This is a genomic window from Neisseria zoodegmatis (assembly GCF_900187305.1).
In the GTDB taxonomy this organism is placed as follows: Bacteria; Pseudomonadota; Gammaproteobacteria; order Burkholderiales; family Neisseriaceae; genus Neisseria; species Neisseria zoodegmatis.
Genome location: NZ_LT906434.1, coordinates 608,686 through 625,508 on the forward strand (window position 1 = coordinate 608,686; position 16,823 = coordinate 625,508).

The window sequence follows — 16,823 nt, forward strand, 5'->3', positions numbered from 1 at the left end:
AAATGTCTAGTTTAACCCGTCGTCAAAAAATAACCATTGCCGTTTTGCTGCTCGGATTTGCAGCGGTGAAAGTGGCGGCTTTGCTGTGGTGGCAGAGCAAACAGCCCGATATTACGGCCATCCCGCAGGCTGTCTGTAATGTGCATACAGGCTGTACACTGCCGAACGGTGCCGTTGTCAAATTCAGCGACCGGGTGCATGCCAAGCAGCCGTTTGATATCCGCGTGAACAACGTGCCGCCGCAGGTTCAGGAAGTATTTGTGAGCTTTTCGATGAGCGGCATGGACATGGGCTTTAACCGCTACAAACTGGTTCGCCAAGCCGACGGCACATGGGCGGCAAACCAAATCCGCCTGCCCGTATGCGTGCAAAACCGCCATGATTATTTGGCGGATATCCACATCGACGGCGATGTTTTTCAGACGGCCTTTACGGCGGAGTGAGGGTGGCGGGATTGTGTTGAATGATTTGCTGTAAATAAGGTGGAAAAAAAGAGAGTTTGCTTGGGCGTAGATATTTAAAGTATATCGAGGCCGTCTGAAAACATGGCTTTCAGACGGCCTCGGTGTTTTATGGTTGCGGGAATCACGCTTTAAGCATCGGCATCATCAACCAGCCCTGCGGCGGTTTTTTCAGGTGTAAAGCGCACCGATTGGGGGTAGGGGAAGAAGTCGTCGTATTGGCCTTGTTGGAGGCGGTCTTTTTTAGCCTGCCAAAATTCGGCGGTGAGCAAGTCTTTATGGTGCTGCAAAAATACTTGCCGCACATCGGGTTCGCCGAGCAGGAACGGGCCGAACTCTTCGGGGAATACGTCGCCTTTGTTGACGGGGTACCACACTTCGCCCGACATTTCGTATTCGGGGTTGGGGGCGGGCGGGATGTTGCGGAAATTGCAGTCGGTCATGTATTCGATTTCGTCGTAGTCGTAAAAAATCACGCGGCCGAAACGGGTCATGCCGAAGTTTTTATACAGCATGTCGCCGGGGAAGATGTTGGCGGAGGCCAGCTCTTTGAGCGCGTAGCCGTAGTCGATAACGGCAGCGGCTTTGTCGGCAGGCTTGGCTTTCTGCATAAACAGGTTGAGCGGTTTTAAGCGGTATTCGACATAAACGTGTTTGATGATCACCCAGTCGTCGTTTTCTTCAAACTGGCTCGGTGCGAGCGTGCGCATTTCTTCTAAAAACTCTTCGTCGCAGCGCGATTTGGGCAGGGCGACGTTGGCGAACTCGAGCGTATCCGCCATGCGGCCGACGCGGTCGTGTTTTTTCACCAGCAGGTATTTTTGGCGCACATATTCTTGGTCGAAATCTTTGTTCGGGCCGAAGGTGTCTTTAATTACTTTAAACACATAGGGAAACGAGGGCAGGGTAAACACGCTCATCACCAGCCCTTTGATGCCGGGCGCGAGAATGAATTTGTCGTGCGAGTATTCGAGGTGTTGGGCAAATTCGCGCCACCAGATGTTTTTGCCCTGCTTGTGCAGCCCGACCATGGTGTAGAGGTCGCCTTGCGAACGCATCGGCAGCATGTCGCGCAGGAAATGGATGTAGCCGCTGGGCACGGGCATGTCCACCAAAAAATAGGCGCGGGCAAATGAAAACAGCACGGCAATCTGTTGGGCTTCAAACAGGGCGGCATCGACTTTCAGACGGCCTGATTCGTCGTGCAGCACGGCCAAGGCAAAGGGATGGCGCACGCCGCCGTTGATAATTTGGCCGAAAATGTAGGCGGCTTTGTTGCGGTAAAACGGCGAATGCAGCACGCGCACATGCAGGTTCATTTCTTGCGGCGGCCATTCGGCTTGGAAGTGTTTGCGTGCCGCGCGCAGAATGTTGCTGATGTCTTTGCCGAGATGGGCAAACGGCACGTTCCAGCCGAAGTGGTGCAGAATATCGCGCAGGCAGCCGCGTAGCCCTTGTTTGCTGGGGTAAAACGAGCAGAAAGTGGGCGGGTCGGAATCGATATATTCGGTGCTGGTGGAAGGTTTTACAAAGATAAACTGATTGTTGTAATACTCTTTGGCCAAGAGTTTGGTGGAAACCGAATTGAAAAAAGTTTCGGCAAGTTCGGGCTGTTTGTGGTTGACCAGTAGGGCGATGTATTCGGTTTTGGCTGCCGCCCATACTTCGTCGTTCAAAGCCGTGGCTGCATGTTCGCGGTTGAGCGACTCTACCGCTTCGCGCACGCGCTGGTCGTACATTTGGATGCGTTCGGCCACCAAATCTTGAATACCGCGCCAGTTGCGCTGCTCGAACAGTTCTTTGGCGCGGGCGGTAACTTCGCGGTAGAGCCGGTAGTGCTTGTTGAAGCCGGCCAGCATGGTTTCGGCCACCGCGCGCCCAAGGTTTTGGGTAAGTTGTCGGGACATTATTTTTCCTTTGTGTTGACGGCCGGCGTTGTTTCAGACGGCCTTTTTTGTTTATATGTTATCCGATGTAACCTTAGGGGGTTTTGTGCGGTTTGGCAAGTGAGGGTTGTGAAAAGCGGTGGGTTTAGAGAGATTTTTACGGAGCGTGTCGGGAAGTGGGGTTTCAAAATATTCGAGGCCGTCTGAAAATCATTCAGACGGCCTTCAATGTTTCGGTTTGGATGGTAAACGAGCGCATCAATCGCCGTTTTCGTGGTCTTTCAAAATCTTGCGGTACACAGGTTCGGGCAGATAGCGGCGAACCATGTCGCGCCAGCCTTCGGGGCCGACCAAGCCTTTGACCATGGTGGACGACACTTCGGCAAATTCGCGCGGCGGCATCAGAATCACGGTGGTGATGTCGGGTTGCAGGTCGCTGTTGATGTAGCGCATCGAGCGCTCGTATTCGTAATCTGAGGCGGTGCGGATGCCGCGGATCACAAAACGCGCACCGATGCTGTCGGCGTAATCGACCAAAAAGCGGTTGCCGAATACGGTAACTTTCACATTCGGAAATTCGCTCGTGATTGCTTCCAACATTTCGCGCCGTTCTTCAACGGTGTAGGTGCTGCGTTTTTCGGGGTTGACGCCGATGGCGATGATCAGTTCGTCAAACATGGCTTGGGCGCGGCTGATCATCCATAAATGGCCGTTGGTGGGCGGGTCGAAACTGCCGGCATACACCGCGCGGCGGATTGGGCGTGTAGTCATGTCGAAAAGATAGAAACAGGATGGAATGTACGGCTGGCAGGATAAAGCCTGATACCGTGAATGTCAAAGCCAAAGGCCGTCTGAAAAGTTTTCAGACGGCCTTTGGCTTTGAATCGGCTTCAATTAATCTTCGCCACCTAAAGACAGCAGAATGTTGAGCAGGCTGCTGAAAATGTTGTAGATGGAAATGAAGATGGTTAATGCCGCGCTGATGTGGCTGGTTTCGCCGCCGTCAATCACGGTACGAACCTGCCACATAATCATCAGCGAGCTGAAAATCACAAAACCGGCGGAAATGGTTAAGCCCAGCGCAGGAATTTGCAGGAACATATTGGCAACAACCGCCACCATCAGCACAACCGCACCCACCACCAAGAAGCGGCCGAGCGAATTCATGTCGGCTTTGGTACGGCGCGCCATCGCGGCCATGGTAAAGAACACGGCGGCGGTCATGGCGGCGGCAAGGCCGACGATTTTCGCACCGTTGCTGAAGCTCAGGCTGTATTGCAGCAGCGGGCTGATCAGCACGCCCATATCGAAAGTGAACACCATCAGCAGGGTAGCACCCACATTGCTGTAACGGTTCTTCTCAATCATGAAGCACATGCCGTAGAAAAAGGCCAGCACCACGCCGAACGCGATCCAGCGGTTGCCGAACATGGCGTATAAGTTGAAGCCCATTTGGCTGCTCAAAAATGCGCCCGCCGCGCAAGGAATGAAAGAAAGACCGAGCAGGCCGTAGGTTTTGCGCAGCACGGTATTTTTCTGCACCGCGCCGGCGGTTTGGGTGTAATCGTAAACGTCGTTTTGCATGGCGTTTGCTCCCTATTTGAGGAATGTGTGTAAAAAATGAATGAAAATCGATTTTAACAGCAAATCAAAGCTTTTTGCTGAAAATTATTACCGGCGGTTCGAATGCCGGTGCAAAAGTCTCAAATGTCAAACATGCGCCCACAAAAACAACACCCACAGCAAAATCGTGATGCTCCATTGCGGCAGCAGCTTGTCGAGCTGCGTGCAAGATTGGGCTTTTTTAAGAAAATACAAGTGGATGAATGATGCCGCCAGTAGAAAAGCATTCAGACGGCCTGCTGCCGCCGCGTTGAAATATTGCGGCAGCCAACCCCACCACATCAGCCCCGCCGCAGCCAGCAAAGCGGTGTGATACAGTTTGGCGCGGCGCAGCCCCAAGCGCACGGCGACGGTGGTTTTGCCTGCGGCCGCATCGCTGTCGATGTCGCGCATATTGTTGATGTTCAACACCATGGCACACCACAAACCGAGCGCGGTAGCAGGCAGCCACGACCAGGCATTCAGACGGCCTGTTTGCAGATATTCGCTACCCAATACGCCCACCCACCCGAAAAACACCATAACGGAAAGGTCGCCCAAACCGATATAGCCGTAAGGCTTTTTGCCTGCGGTATAGGAAAAAGCCGCTGTGATGGCTGCCGCACCCAGCAGCAGCCACAACATCCAATTGTGCAGCCCGCCCATGCCGATAGAGGGTAGGGCGGCTGCCAACAAAGCAAGGCCGCACAGGCAGCAGATCAGCGCCGACACGGTTAACCCGCGCTTCATGGCATTACGGCTGATGTTTCCTGAGCTGACCATACGTTTCGGCCCTTTGCGCAGGCATGAGTCGGCACCGTTGCAGGCATCGCCGTAATCGTTGGCGAAGTTGCTGAATATTTGCAGGGCGACGGCGGTAATCATACATAACACCAAAACCGGCGGATTGCTTTGCTGATTTAGGGCGGCAAGCACACCGCCGCATAATGCAGACGCAGCGGCCAGCGGCAAGGTACGAGGACGGGCGGCGGCGAGCCAGTGTTTGAAAGCCATGTGATGGTGGTAATGTGTTTGGGAATGTTAAAGGTGGGTATTATATGACGAGGCCGTCTGAATGATAACCGGATAGGGATGCAGCTCAGCGAAATGAGGCATTGTGGCAGATGGTTACGCGGCTGAATTTTCAGACGGCATTGATTTGATTAACTTAAAGAATATGGTGTGCAAGCGATTGAAGGGGCTGGAGGGTGATTCTGTAAAATCAATTCCGTGTGTTATCTAAACGGTTTGAGGCTTGCGGTCAATCTGGGAAATTGATTTTTTAGGTAGTTTTGGGCAGTGATTGAGCAGTATTGGTTTGTTTTTTAGTTTAAACAGGTAACAAAAAAGGACGCTGAAACAGCGTCCTTTGCTTCTGATCAGGCCGTCTGAAAACGGCTCGTGAGCAGGTTAGTCTTTTTTGTCTTTCACTTCTTCAAACTCGGCATCCACTACATCGTCGTTGCCTTTGGCACCGCTGTCGGCTTGTTGGCCGGCTGCCTCACCGTTGGCTTCAGCTTGCGCTTGTGCATAAACCATTTCACCCAGTTTTTGGCTGGCTGCACCCAATGCTTCGGCTTTAGCGTCGATGTCGGCTTTGTCGTCGCCTTTAACGGCTTCTTCTGCGGCTTTCAAAGCATCTTCGATTTTCGCTTTTTCGTCTGCATCCAGTTTGTCGCCGTATTCGCCCAATGATTTTTTCACTGAGTGAATCAGAGCTTCGGCTTGGTTGCGTGAAGATACGAGTTCGGTCAGTTTTTTATCCTCTTCGGCATTGGCTTCGGCGTCTTTTACCATGCGTTCGATTTCTTCCTCGCTCAAACCCGAAGAACCTTGGATGGTAATTTTCGCTTCTTTGCCGGTGCCTTTGTCTTTGGCAGACACATGCAGGATACCGTTGGCGTCAATATCGAAGGTTACTTCGATTTGCGGCATGCCGCGCGGTGCCGGTGCGATGTCGCCCAAGTTGAAGTTACCCAGCGATTTGTTGGCAGAAGCGCGCTCGCGTTCGCCTTGCAGCACATGGATGGTTACTGCGCTTTGGTTGTCTTCGGCAGTTGAGAACACTTGCGACGCTTTGGTCGGAATGGTGGTGTTTTTGTTGATGAGTTTGGTCATCACACCGCCCATGGTTTCGATACCGAGCGACAACGGGGTTACGTCGAGCAGCAATACGTCGCTGCGGCCGCCGCCCAATACTTCGCCTTGGATCGCTGCGCCCAAAGCCACGGCTTCGTCGGGGTTTACGTCTTTACGCGGTTCTTTGCCGAAGAAGGCTTTAACGGCTTCTTGCACTTTCGGCATACGGCTTTGACCGCCCACCAAAATCACGTCGTCGATGTCGCCCACGCTCAAGCCGGCATCTTTTACGGCTACGCGGCAAGGCTCGATAGAGCGTTCGATCAGGTCTTCAACCAAGCTCTCGAATTTGGCACGGGTGATTTTCATTGCCAAGTGTTTCGGGCCGGTGGCATCCATGGTGATGTACGGCAGGTTAACTTCGGTTTGTTGGCCGCTGGACAATTCGATTTTGGCTTTTTCGGCCGCTTCTTTCAGGCGTTGCAATGCCATCACGTCTTGTTTCAGATCGATGCCTTGTTCTTTTTTGAACTCGGCGATGATGTAGTCGATCAGGCGTTGGTCGAAGTCTTCACCGCCCAAGAAAGTGTCGCCGTTGGTGGCCAATACTTCGAATTGTTTTTCACCGTCCACATCAGCGATTTCGATGATGGAAATATCGAATGTACCGCCGCCCAAGTCGTAAACGGCAATTTTGCGGTCGCCGGTGGTGTTTTTGTCCATACCGAAAGCCAAGGCTGCGGCAGTCGGCTCGTTGATGATGCGTTTTACGTCCAAACCTGCGATGCGGCCGGCATCTTTGGTGGCTTGGCGTTGGCTGTCGTTAAAGTAGGCCGGTACGGTAATCACGGCTTCGGTTACCGGCTCGCCCAAGTAGGCTTCGGCGGCTTGTTTCATTTTGCGCAATACTTCGGCGGAAACTTGGGGCGGAGACAATTCTTTGCCTTGCGCTTTCACCCATGCGTCGCCGTTGGCGGCTTTGACGATTTCGAAAGGCATCAGGTCGATGTCTTTTTGTACTTCTTTGTCTTCGAATTTATGGCCGATCAAACGTTTGGCGGCATAAATGGTGTTTTTCGGGTTGGTAACGGCTTGGCGTTTGGCGGGTGCGCCGACCAAAATTTCGCCGCCGTCGAGGTAGGCGATGATAGACGGTGTGGTGCGTGCGCCTTCGGCGTTTTCGATTACTTTGGTTTGGCCGTTTTCAGAAATAGCCAAACATGAGTTGGTTGTACCTAAGTCGATACCGATTACTTTTGCCATATGTTTTGCTCCTTAGAAATTTTTTCAATTCAAATAGAATGATGTTTGAAACTTAAACTTGGTGGGGAATCTTTCCCCTGTCGGATTCGTAAATAAGGCGGATTTTTTACTTTTCAAGTGTTGCCGTTTAATTTTTTTGACTGAATAATTATTTTTAATTCAAGTGCTTGATTTACTTATCCACAGATAATGTTTTCAGACGGCCTGTATTGATGCAGGCCGTCTGAAAACATGTGCCATGCAAATAATCAGTTCTCGTTGCCTTGATTTTGGGCAACCGTAACCATGGCGGGGCGCAACACGCGGTCGGCAAGTTGGTAGCCTTTTTTCATAACACTCACAATGGTATTCGGTTCTTGTTCGCTTTCCACCATCTGCATGGCTTGATGGTGGTGGGGATCGAGTTTGTCGCCGGGTTGCGGGTTGATTTCTGTGATTTGGGTGTGTTCAAAGGCTTTGTTCAGCTCATTTAAGGTCATTTGAACGCCCATTTTGAGTGCTTCAAAGTTGCCGCTTTGGTCAAGCAATGCCATTTCCAAGAAATCTTTAACCGGCAGCATTTCGGAGGCAAATTTCTGGCCTGCAAATTTATGCGTGGCTTGAATCTCTTCCTGGTGGCGGCGGCGCAGGTTTTGCTCATTAGCCAAGCCGCGCAGTTGTTCGTCTTTGAGTGTGTTTTCAAGTTCGGCAATTTTGGCTTCTAAGTCTTCATAAGAAGGCTTTTCCTGAACTTCTTCTGTTTGCTCGGTTTCAATGGTTTCAACCGATTCTACTGCTTCTTCTGTTTCTGTGACGGGGTTGTGTTCGCTCATGTCGGTTATCCTGTATAGATAAGATGTGAATGATGCTTTATATAAGGCCGTCTGAAAGCTTATTCAAGCCGTGAGAAGCAAAATGGTTGGAAAAATTTTTTGTGGAGAAACTGCTGTTGATAAACCGGGATTTTTCTGTTTTTTGAGATGTCGGGTTGTGGTTTGAATAGTTTATGTTGTGAATCTTGATTGCAGGGAGGAAACAAAAAAAAGCAAAACCAACAGGTTTTGCCTTTTCATTTTCAGGAAAGAGATTAATGAACGTCTTTCCAGTATTCTTTTTTCAGGAAGTAAGCCAACGGCAACATCACAGCCAGCAAGAAAATCATCACGATGTAGCCGGTACGTTTACGTTGCAACTGGGCAGGTTCTCCCATGTAAACCAAGTAGTTTACCAAGTCGCGGGCATATTCATCGTATTCTTTGGTGATGACTTTGCCGTTAGCCAAGCGGCGGGTTTGCAGGCCGGTAGATTCCCAATACAGTTTAGGTACCATGTTGCCATGTTCGTCTTTAACCATAACGGGTTGGCCTTTTGCATCCAGCTCAACGGCTTGAACGCCCTGATGTTGCCACAGAGGATGCGGCATACCTACTTTATCAAACACAGTGTTGTTCCAACCGGTAGGACGGGTAGGGTCTTTATAGAAGCCGCGCATGTAGGCATACAGGTAATCGGCACCACGTGAACGGGCAATCAGGGTCAAATCGGGCGGTTCAGCACCAAACCATTTTGCGCCGTCTTTAGGATTCATGGCCGACTGCATCACGTCGCCGACTTTGTCGGTAGTAAACATCAAGTTTTTCTTGATTTCCTCTTCGCTCAAGCCGATATCTTGCAAACGGTTAAAGCGCATGCCGGTAGCAGAGTGGCACGATAAGCAGTAGTTGGTAAAGATTTGGGCACCGCGTTGCAGGCTGACTTGGTCGCGCAAATCAATGTCTACTTTTTCATAGTGGCCGCCACCGCCTGCTGCTGCGGCCATACTGATCGGTGCTGCCAGCAATAAGGCAGCGAACCAGTTTTTCAGTGTTTTGTTCATTTTCACTGCCCTCATTAAATGTTGGTTGCAAACAAGTATGCACCTACCACGGTAATCGCCACGTAAACAAAGAACATCAGTTTTTGTTTGCCGGTGCCCATGGTGACACGCTCCGGAACAGGGCGGTCTTTGTCCATTTTGGTGTAGAACGGCATACCCAAGAAGAATGCAAAGTAAATGAAAGACAGAATACGAGCTACGATGGTGCGGGTGTCGGTGGCTACCAATGCACCCAAAATACCCAAGCCGATGAAGGAAATGATGAACAATACCAACATGGTTTTGAAAATTGGGCCGCGGTAGCGGATGGATTTCACCGGAGAGCGGTCAAGCCACGGCAGCAAGGCAATCAATACAACCGCTGCGCCCATGCCGAGTACGCCCCAAACCTGTGTGCCGAAGAACGAAGGAATCGCGCGCAAAATAGCGTAGAACGGTGTGAAATACCATACCGGCGCAATGTGTGCAGGCGTTTTCAGCGGGTTGGCCGGGTCAAAGTTCGGTGCTTCCAAGAAGTAGCCGCCGCCTTCGGGTGCGAAGAACATGATGGCTGAGAATACGATCAGGAATACCACTACGCCCAAGATGTCTTTAACGGTGTAGTAAGGATGGAACGGAATACCGTCTAAAGGAATGCCGTTTTCGTCTTTCAGTTTCTTGATTTCTACGCCGTCGGGGTTGTTAGAGCCTACTTCATGCAAAGCAATCAAGTGGGCAACAACTAAGCCTACCAATACCAGAGGTACGGCGATAACGTGCAGAGCGAAGAAACGGTTCAAGGTAACGTCGGATACGTTGAAGTCGCCTCGAATCCAAGTAGACAAATCAGGACCGATTACGGGAATGGCGGCAAACAGGTTAATAATTACCTGCGCACCCCAGAACGACATTTGACCCCACGGCAACAGGTAGCCCATAAATGCTTCGGCCATCAAAGCCAAGAAAATCAATGAGCCGAATACCCATACCAATTCGCGCGGTTTCTTGAAAGAACCGTAAATCAGGCCGCGGAACATGTGCAGATAGACCACCACGAAGAACATAGATGCACCGGTAGAGTGCATGTAGCGGATGATCCAGCCGCCCGATACGTCGCGCATGATGTATTCCACGGCGGTAAAGGCTGCGGGAAGGTGGTATGAATTCAGGTTGCCGTCGGGCTTGTAGTTCATGGTCAGGAAGATACCGCTGACGATTTGAATGACCAGCACGAGCATGGCCAGCGAACCGAAGAAATACCAGAAGTTGAAGTTTTTGGGCGCGTAATACTCGGTTACGTGCTCTTTCATCATTTTAGACAAAGGGAAACGTGCGTCTACCCAGCCTAACAATGATTTATTTTCATTATTGGTTTGGTTTGCCATGATAAGTCCCTTTATTTGTCGTCGCCTACCAGAATGGTGGTGTCGCTCAGGTATTTGTAGGGCGGAATAATCAGGTTGGTCGGGGCGGGAACGCCTTTAAACACACGGCCTGCCAAGTCGAATTTGGAACCGTGGCACGGGCAGAAGAAGCCGCCTTTCCAGTCTGAACCCAAGTCGGCAGGTGCCACGTCGGGACGGAAGGTTGGTGAGCAGCCCAAGTGTGTACAGATACCGATGGCTACAAAAATATTGGGCTTGATGGAGCGCATTTCGTTTTTGCAGTATTCGGGCTGCTGTTCTACTTCGGATTTGGGGTCGGCCACCGCGTTGTTGAGTGATGCGAGGTCTTTTTGCTGCTGCTCCGTGCGGTTCAGCACCCAAATGGGTTTGCCTTGCCATTCGGCGGTAACCAGCTGACCGGCCTCGATTTTGCTGACGTCCACTTCAACGGGCGCACCGGCTGCCTTGGCTTTTTCGGAAGGGAAAAAGCTGGCAAGAAACGGGGTGGCAACGCCTAAAGCGGCCACTCCGCCTGCACCGGCGGTCGCCAGCGTCAGAAAGCGGCGGCGGCTTTGATTGATTTCTTGATTTTCCATTATTCAGTCATCCTAATTAAGGGGAATACCGAGCCATTAAACTCTTTAATTCTACCTGATTTTATAGGGATACTTAAAGCGTTATTTAAAATAAGGTAAAAATTTTGGAGTGTTTTTTGATTTTATGCGGGGTTTTGTTCGTCAAAAAATACGGTTTCGATACCGAATTGCGCTTGTATGGCTTCGCCGAGGGCTTGGATGCCGTAACGCTCGGTGGCGTGGTGTCCGGCGCTGATGAAGGCGGTGCCGGTTTCGTTGGCAAGATGGAACTGTGCTTCTGAAATTTCGCCGGTGATGTAAACGTCGGCGCCTTCGTCTATGGCCGTCTGAAAAAATCCTTGTGCGCCGCCCGTGCACCAGACGATGTTTTCTATCACGCGGGTTTCTTCGCCGACGGCAACGGGCACCCGACCGAGTTTTTGATGGAGTTCGGCATTGAGTTCGCCGAGTGTTTTGGGTGTTTTCAGACGGCCTGCATTGAGTAGGTTTTGTTCGCCAAACTGTTTGTCGAGCGTCCAGCCCATGCGTGAGGCGAGTTGGGCGTTGTTGCCGAGTACGGGGTGGGCGTCGAGCGGCAGATGGTAGCCTGCCATGTTGATTTCGTGTTTGAGCAGGGTGGCGATGCGGTCTTTTTTCCAACCGGTAATGGTAAGGGGTTCGCTTTTCCAAAACATGCCGTGATGCACCAGCAGCATGTCTGCTTGCTGGCTGACGGCGTAGTCGCAGGCGGCTCGGCTGGCGGTGACGGCGGTAACGATTTTGCGGATGTCGCTGCGCCCTTCGACTTGCAGGCCGTTGGGGGCGTAGTCTTTGAAGAGGGCGGTTTGCAGGGTTTCATCGCACCAGTTTAGGATGGCGCGGCGGGTGTTTGCCATGGCGGTGTTCCTTTATGTATTGCGTCGGTATTTGAAGCGGTGTTGTTTGTTGATGGGTGTTTGATAGGTTTTAACGGGTAAGGGGTGCGTTGGTTTGGTCAGGTTTTAGGTGTGTATTTTACCGTAATTTGGGTGGACGTCGTTTTGGGTGCTGCGGCGCGGATGCAATATACAAACCTATCTTGCTCGGCTACAATCGAGGCCGTCTGAAACATTATTTTAATAAAGGAAGCCGACATGACCCGTATGGTTCACTGCATCAAGTTGGGCAAGGAAGCCCCCGGTATGAAATTTGCTCCGCTGCCCAATGCGTTGGGTAAGCGTATTTTTGAAAATGTGTCGCAAGAAGCTTGGGACGCTTGGACGCGCCATCAAACGATGTTGATCAATGAAAACCGTTTGAGCTTGGCCGACCCGCGCGCTCGCGAGTATTTGGCGCAGCAGATGGAAAACTATTTTTTCGGCGAGGGTGCCGATCAAGTGCAGGGTTATGTGCCGCAAGAATAATGTTTGCGGTAGAAGTATCCGAAAGGCCGTCTGAACGTATGTTCGGTACGGCTTTTGTTGTATTCAGACGGCCTGAGACTTTTATAAAAACCTATCTACCTGCGGATTTTTGCGCTGTGTGCTTGCCCATATGATATGTCTGCGCTCGCTCTGCTGTGGCTGGCACTTCCCTGTATTTTGGCGCAAAGTTTCAGGTTGCCCTGCTTTGAAAAACCGCTTGGAAAGCAGGTTTGAACAGACTTTTGCAGATTTGATACAAAACAATAAATAAAGCAAAAACGGCGCAACTTAAATGCTTGGCGCAGGTCTGTATGTTATAAAGGTTTCATGCCGCAAAACAACAGCGTTTTTCCACAATCCGAGGAGGTTAGCGATGTATCAACGTATTATGGTTCCCGTAGATGACAGTACGGCTTCTTTGTATGCTTTGAAAGAAGCGGGCAAACTGGCCAAGCAGCTTGGTGCAGTCGTGTTGGCTGTGCATGTGGTGGACTTGGGTCAATTCAATTGGGGTGCGCCGGGATATACCGATGCCGCTGCCGTGCGCAAGGCGGTGGAAGAAGCGGGGGTGAAAGTGTTGGAGCGTGCCAAGCAAGAGCTGGACGGGCTGGGCGTGGAGCATGATGCCCTGATTATGGAAAGTGCGGGCGATAAGATTGCCGATCTGCTGATTGAGCAGGCCGGCATAGAGCGTTGCGACTTGATTGCGATGGGCACGCACGGCTTTTCGGGCTTGATGCACTTGTTGATGGGTTCGGTTGCCGAAGGCGTGGTGCGTAAGTCGGATATTCCGGTGTTGCTGGTGCGGCGTAAAGACGAAGATTGATGAAGCAGCCGGAGACCTTTGCAAAACTCTCATCTGCGGCGCATTTCTGCGTTGCGCGCTGCTCGCTCGTTTGCCTATCTATACGATATGTCTGCACTCGCTGTGCTGCTACGCCTTGAACTGCATCCACATCTGAGAGTTTTGCAAAGGTCTCAGCCGGATTTTGGCTTTTTTTAAAAGCGGTTTGCTTGGAATTTGGCATGTGAAAACGGGCGGATGATTGATCCGCCCGTTGTTTTTGTATGCTTGCCTGTTGTCGCCTTTTTTCAGACGGCCTCAAAACGGCTGTGAGCTAATTGGCCTCTATTTGGCAAGATTTTCCGGCTCTTCTTCTTTATTCATGTTTTTCAAAAGTTTTTCGACTTTTTCAGGGTCTTCGTTGCGCATCAGGCGGGCGGTTTCGTTTTCCAGATCCATCGTATTGCTGTGCAGTACGATGTCTTTTACCGACAGCAAGTTGTTGGTGTTCATGGAAAAACGGCGCAAGCCCATGCCGAGCAGCAGGCGGGTGAAGGTGGTGTCGCCGGCCATTTCGCCGCACACCGACACGGTTTTGCCCATGCGGTTGGCGGTGCGGATAACGTGCTGGATGAGTTTGAGCACGGCGGGGTGGCCGGGTTGGTAGAGATAGCTGACGGCATCGTCGCCGCGGTCAACCGATAAAGTGTATTGGATCAAGTCGTTGGTGCCGATGGAGATGAAATCGACGTGCTTGAGCAGACTGCCGACGGTGAGCGCGGCGGAGGGGATTTCAATCATGCAGCCGACGGAGACTTCGCCAAAGGGTTCGTCGCGTTCGATCAGTTGTTTTTGTGCGGTTTCGAGATGGACTAAGCACTGCTTCAATTCGGAAATCGAAGCGATCATCGGCCACATCATTTTCACGGGGCCGTGCACGGCGGCGCGGAGGATGGCGCGCATTTGGGTGCGGAACATCACGGGTTCTGCCAAACACAGGCGGATGCCGGTGAGGCCGAGCGCGGGGTTGGTGCTGCCGTTGGGCGAGCTGTTTTGGCCGAACCAGCGCGGGTTTTTATCGACGCCCAAGTCAACGGTGCGGATGGTCAGGTTTTTGCCTTTGAGCTTTTTCACGAAATGGCTGTACACCTCGTATTGCTCTTTTTCAGACGGCATGGTGTCGCGGTTGAGGTAGAGAAACTCGCTGCGGAACAGGCCGACGCCGTCTGCGCCCATATTGTGTACCGATTTGATGTCGTCGGCGGATTCGATATTGGCGAGCAGTTCGATGTTGATGCCGTCTTCGGTGGTGGCGGCGGTTTTTTTGATTTTGTTGAGTTCGCGGGTGCGGGCGCGGTATTCGCGGGCACGGGCGCGATATTCGGCCAGTACGGTTTCATCGGGGTTGATGATGAGTACGCCGTTGATGCCGTCCACCACCACCCATTCGTTTTCGCTGATGAGCTTGCGGGCGTTGTGCAGGCCGATAACGGAAGGGATGTTGAGGCTGCGGCCGAGAATGGCGGTGTGGCTGGTGGAGCCGCCGGCGTCGGTAACGAACGCGGTTACGCGCTGTTCTTTGAAAAAGACGGTGTCGGCGGGGGAAATGTCGTGCGCCACCAATACGGTGTCTTCCAAAAGGTCGGTGGTGTCGAGCGTTAATTCGTTGCCTTGTCCGGCCAGATTGTTGTGCAGGCGCTCTACCACTTGCAGCATGTCTTGCTTGCGGGCGCGCAGGTAGGCGTCGTCGATTTCGTCGAACTGGGCGGCCAGTTTGTCGGTTTGCAGTTTCAATGCCCATTCGGCGTTGATATGCTGCTCTTCGATAATATCTACCGGTTCGCGCGACAGGGTAACGTCGGTGAGTAGCATCAGGTGCAGCGAAATGAATGCGCCCAATTCGGTGGGGGCGTTTTCGGGAATGGCGCTGCGCAGCTGCTCCAGCTCTTTGCGGGTGGCTTTAACGGCGGCATCGAAGCGGGCGGTTTCCGCTGCAACTTCCGTTTCATCCAAGTCATACTGCGGCACTTCGTCCATGCCGCGTGTAATCAGGTGGGCGCGGCCGATGGCAATGCCTTTGCCTGCGCTGACGCCGTGCAATACGATGGACATATTATTCGCCTTCGCCGAAATAATCGTTGATCAAACCGACCAATGCCTGCATGGCCGCTGCTTCGTCGGGGCCGTCGGTTTCCAGTTCGATCACCGTGCCTTTGGCGGCGGCCAGCATCATCAGACCCATAATGCTTTTGCCGTTGACGCGGCGGTCGTTGCGGCTGACCCACACTTCGCTTTGAAACTGCCCGGCGGTTTGAGTGAACTTGCTGGAAGCGCGGGCGTGCAGGCCGAGTTTGTTGATGATTTCAATCGATTGTTTCAGCATCGGAACCGTCCTTGTTATACGGGGTGGTTGTCGGTGGTGGTGATGTCGAGAATGCCGTTGATGGCGGCTTCTTTAACGCATTGGGTGAAAGCGGCCAAGTCGGTGGCTGTCGGCGAATAGTTGGCGGCTTTGATCATCATGGGGGCGTTTAGGCCGGTGAGCATGGCGGTTTGCCCGCTTCTAACCAGTTTGCGTGCGGCGTTACAGGGTGTGGCGCCGAAAATGTCGGTCATGATCAGCACGCCGTCGGCACAGTGCAAATCTTCAACCATGCGGTTGGCGCGGTTGATGATGCTTTCGTGGTCTTCATCGGTATGCACGCCGAGAATGCGGATGTTTTCGGGCGTTTGGTCGAAAAAGAAATGGCGGGCAAGGCTTTGGTAGGCTTCACCTATGGCTTCGTGGGTAATGATCAGCAAACCTATCATGGTGTGTCCTGTGTTTTGTGTTCGGGCTGCGGCGACCGGTGTTTTTCAGACGGCCTCTGTCGGGTTGTTTTAATGGCCGCAGCGTGATTCGCGCAAGGGTTTATTCCTGATGGTCGCGCAGGGCGTAAACCGCGCCGAGATTGCGCCACGCGCCTGCTGCGTCCATGCCGTAGCCGAAAACGTAGCGGTCGGGCACGTTGATGCCGATGTAGTCGGCGGCGATCGGTTTTTCTTTGACGATCAGTTTGTTGGCGAAAACGGCGGTGGAGCAGGATGCGGCACCTAAATCCAATACCTGCTGTTTGATGGCGGCCATGGTGTGTCCTTCGTCGAGAATGTCGTCGAGAATCAGCACATGGCGGCCGGCCACGCTTTCTTGGGGCGCGCGCAACCAGTTGAAATTGCCGCCCTTGAGTTTGTCGCCGTAGCGGGAAACGTGCACATAGTCGAAATCCAGCGGAAAGTGCAGCAGCGGCAGAAGCTGGCCGGTAAATACTACGGCACCGCCCATCACGGGCAGAATCAGCGGATATTTGCCGCCCAAGTCTTCGGTGATTTCTCCGGCCAGGCGCAAAAGTTCGCGGCGGCAGGCGTCTTCGCCGAACAGAATTTCGGCGTTATCGAGCATGGATTGTGTGTGCAGGCGTTTGGTTTCAATGTCCATAAGGTCATTCTAAAACAGAGTAGTCAAAACCGTATTATATAGTAAGCCTTGAAAAACCACTCAATATTACCGGATG

At 52.2% G+C, this 16,823-nt stretch carries 18 protein-coding genes; 4 read left to right on the plus strand and 14 right to left on the minus strand.

All coding sequences use genetic code 11. The annotated features are described in order from the left end of the window. The first annotated feature begins 2 nt into the window (after positions 1-2). Complete coding sequence (locus tag CKV66_RS02815; RefSeq protein ID WP_085363312.1) at positions 3-443, plus strand: hypothetical protein; 441 nt, start codon at positions 3-5, stop codon at positions 441-443. 149 nt (positions 444-592) lie between these two features. On the opposite strand, the gene aceK is transcribed toward CKV66_RS02815, so the two are convergent. The 10 genes from aceK to CKV66_RS02865 all read right to left on the minus strand — a co-directional run bounded on the left by aceK (position 593) and on the right by CKV66_RS02865 (position 11,981). Next, a complete protein-coding gene (aceK, locus tag CKV66_RS02820; RefSeq protein ID WP_085363313.1) occupies positions 593-2,368 on the minus strand; it encodes a bifunctional isocitrate dehydrogenase kinase/phosphatase in 1,776 nt (591 codons plus the stop codon). A 237-nt stretch (positions 2,369-2,605) separates the two neighbouring features. Beyond that, positions 2,606-3,118, minus strand: a complete 513-nt coding sequence (gene coaD / locus CKV66_RS02825; protein ID WP_054599541.1) for a pantetheine-phosphate adenylyltransferase — start codon at positions 3,116-3,118, stop codon at positions 2,606-2,608. 123 nt (positions 3,119-3,241) lie between these two features. Next, complete coding sequence (locus tag CKV66_RS02830) at positions 3,242-3,931, minus strand: Bax inhibitor-1 family protein (protein WP_085363314.1); 690 nt, start codon at positions 3,929-3,931, stop codon at positions 3,242-3,244. A 126-nt stretch (positions 3,932-4,057) separates the two neighbouring features. Next, positions 4,058-4,963 (minus strand): 1,4-dihydroxy-2-naphthoate octaprenyltransferase, encoded by a 906-nt coding sequence (gene menA, locus CKV66_RS02835; protein WP_085363315.1) that lies wholly within the window; start codon positions 4,961-4,963, stop codon positions 4,058-4,060. Between the two features lie 396 nt (positions 4,964-5,359). After that, positions 5,360-7,291, minus strand: coding sequence for a molecular chaperone DnaK (dnaK, locus tag CKV66_RS02840; protein WP_085355639.1), 1,932 nt, complete (start codon positions 7,289-7,291; stop codon positions 5,360-5,362). Positions 7,292-7,539: 248 nt separating this feature from the next. After that, positions 7,540-8,103, minus strand: coding sequence for a nucleotide exchange factor GrpE (grpE, locus tag CKV66_RS02845; protein ID WP_085363316.1), 564 nt, complete (start codon positions 8,101-8,103; stop codon positions 7,540-7,542). 254 nt (positions 8,104-8,357) lie between these two features. Further along, a complete protein-coding gene (locus CKV66_RS02850; protein ID WP_169709792.1) occupies positions 8,358-9,146 on the minus strand; it encodes a cytochrome c1 in 789 nt (262 codons plus the stop codon). 14 nt (positions 9,147-9,160) lie between these two features. Continuing rightward, positions 9,161-10,510: a cytochrome b gene (locus CKV66_RS02855; RefSeq protein WP_085363318.1), complete on the minus strand. Its 1,350-nt coding sequence runs from the start codon at positions 10,508-10,510 to the stop codon at positions 9,161-9,163. An 11-nt stretch (positions 10,511-10,521) separates the two neighbouring features. Beyond that, positions 10,522-11,106, minus strand: coding sequence for a ubiquinol-cytochrome c reductase iron-sulfur subunit (gene petA, locus CKV66_RS02860; protein ID WP_085363319.1), 585 nt, complete (start codon positions 11,104-11,106; stop codon positions 10,522-10,524). 122 nt (positions 11,107-11,228) lie between these two features. After that, positions 11,229-11,981, minus strand: a complete 753-nt coding sequence (locus CKV66_RS02865) for a Nif3-like dinuclear metal center hexameric protein (protein ID WP_085363320.1) — start codon at positions 11,979-11,981, stop codon at positions 11,229-11,231. 237 nt (positions 11,982-12,218) lie between these two features. Between CKV66_RS02865 and CKV66_RS02870 the strand changes: the two genes are divergently transcribed. The 3 genes from CKV66_RS02870 (at position 12,219) to CKV66_RS12455 (ending at position 13,491) form a co-directional block, all read left to right on the plus strand. Then, on the plus strand, positions 12,219-12,488 hold the full coding sequence (locus CKV66_RS02870; RefSeq protein ID WP_054599549.1) for an oxidative damage protection protein: 270 nt from the start codon (positions 12,219-12,221) through the stop codon (positions 12,486-12,488). Between the two features lie 373 nt (positions 12,489-12,861). Beyond that, positions 12,862-13,314 carry a universal stress protein gene (locus CKV66_RS02875; RefSeq protein WP_085355635.1) on the plus strand — a complete coding sequence of 151 codons (453 nt, stop codon included), beginning with the start codon at positions 12,862-12,864 and terminating at the stop codon, positions 13,312-13,314. 18 nt (positions 13,315-13,332) lie between these two features. Continuing rightward, positions 13,333-13,491 carry a lipoprotein signal peptidase gene (locus tag CKV66_RS12455; RefSeq protein WP_085363321.1) on the plus strand — a complete coding sequence of 53 codons (159 nt, stop codon included), beginning with the start codon at positions 13,333-13,335 and terminating at the stop codon, positions 13,489-13,491. Between the two features lie 126 nt (positions 13,492-13,617). Here the strand turns inward: CKV66_RS12455 and ptsP are convergent, their stop codons facing one another. From ptsP to CKV66_RS02900, 4 genes are all read right to left on the minus strand, one after another. Beyond that, positions 13,618-15,384 carry a phosphoenolpyruvate--protein phosphotransferase gene (gene ptsP / locus CKV66_RS02885; RefSeq protein WP_085363322.1) on the minus strand — a complete coding sequence of 589 codons (1,767 nt, stop codon included), beginning with the start codon at positions 15,382-15,384 and terminating at the stop codon, positions 13,618-13,620. Between the two features lies 1 nt (position 15,385). After that, complete coding sequence (locus CKV66_RS02890) at positions 15,386-15,655, minus strand: HPr family phosphocarrier protein (protein WP_085357697.1); 270 nt, start codon at positions 15,653-15,655, stop codon at positions 15,386-15,388. A 14-nt stretch (positions 15,656-15,669) separates the two neighbouring features. Further along, the gene (locus CKV66_RS02895) at positions 15,670-16,083 is read right to left on the minus strand and encodes a PTS sugar transporter subunit IIA (protein ID WP_085363323.1); all 414 of its coding nucleotides are present in this window, start codon (positions 16,081-16,083) and stop codon (positions 15,670-15,672) included. 100 nt (positions 16,084-16,183) lie between these two features. After that, positions 16,184-16,747, minus strand: coding sequence for a hypoxanthine-guanine phosphoribosyltransferase (locus CKV66_RS02900; RefSeq protein WP_085363324.1), 564 nt, complete (start codon positions 16,745-16,747; stop codon positions 16,184-16,186). Positions 16,748-16,823: the final 76 nt, after the last annotated feature.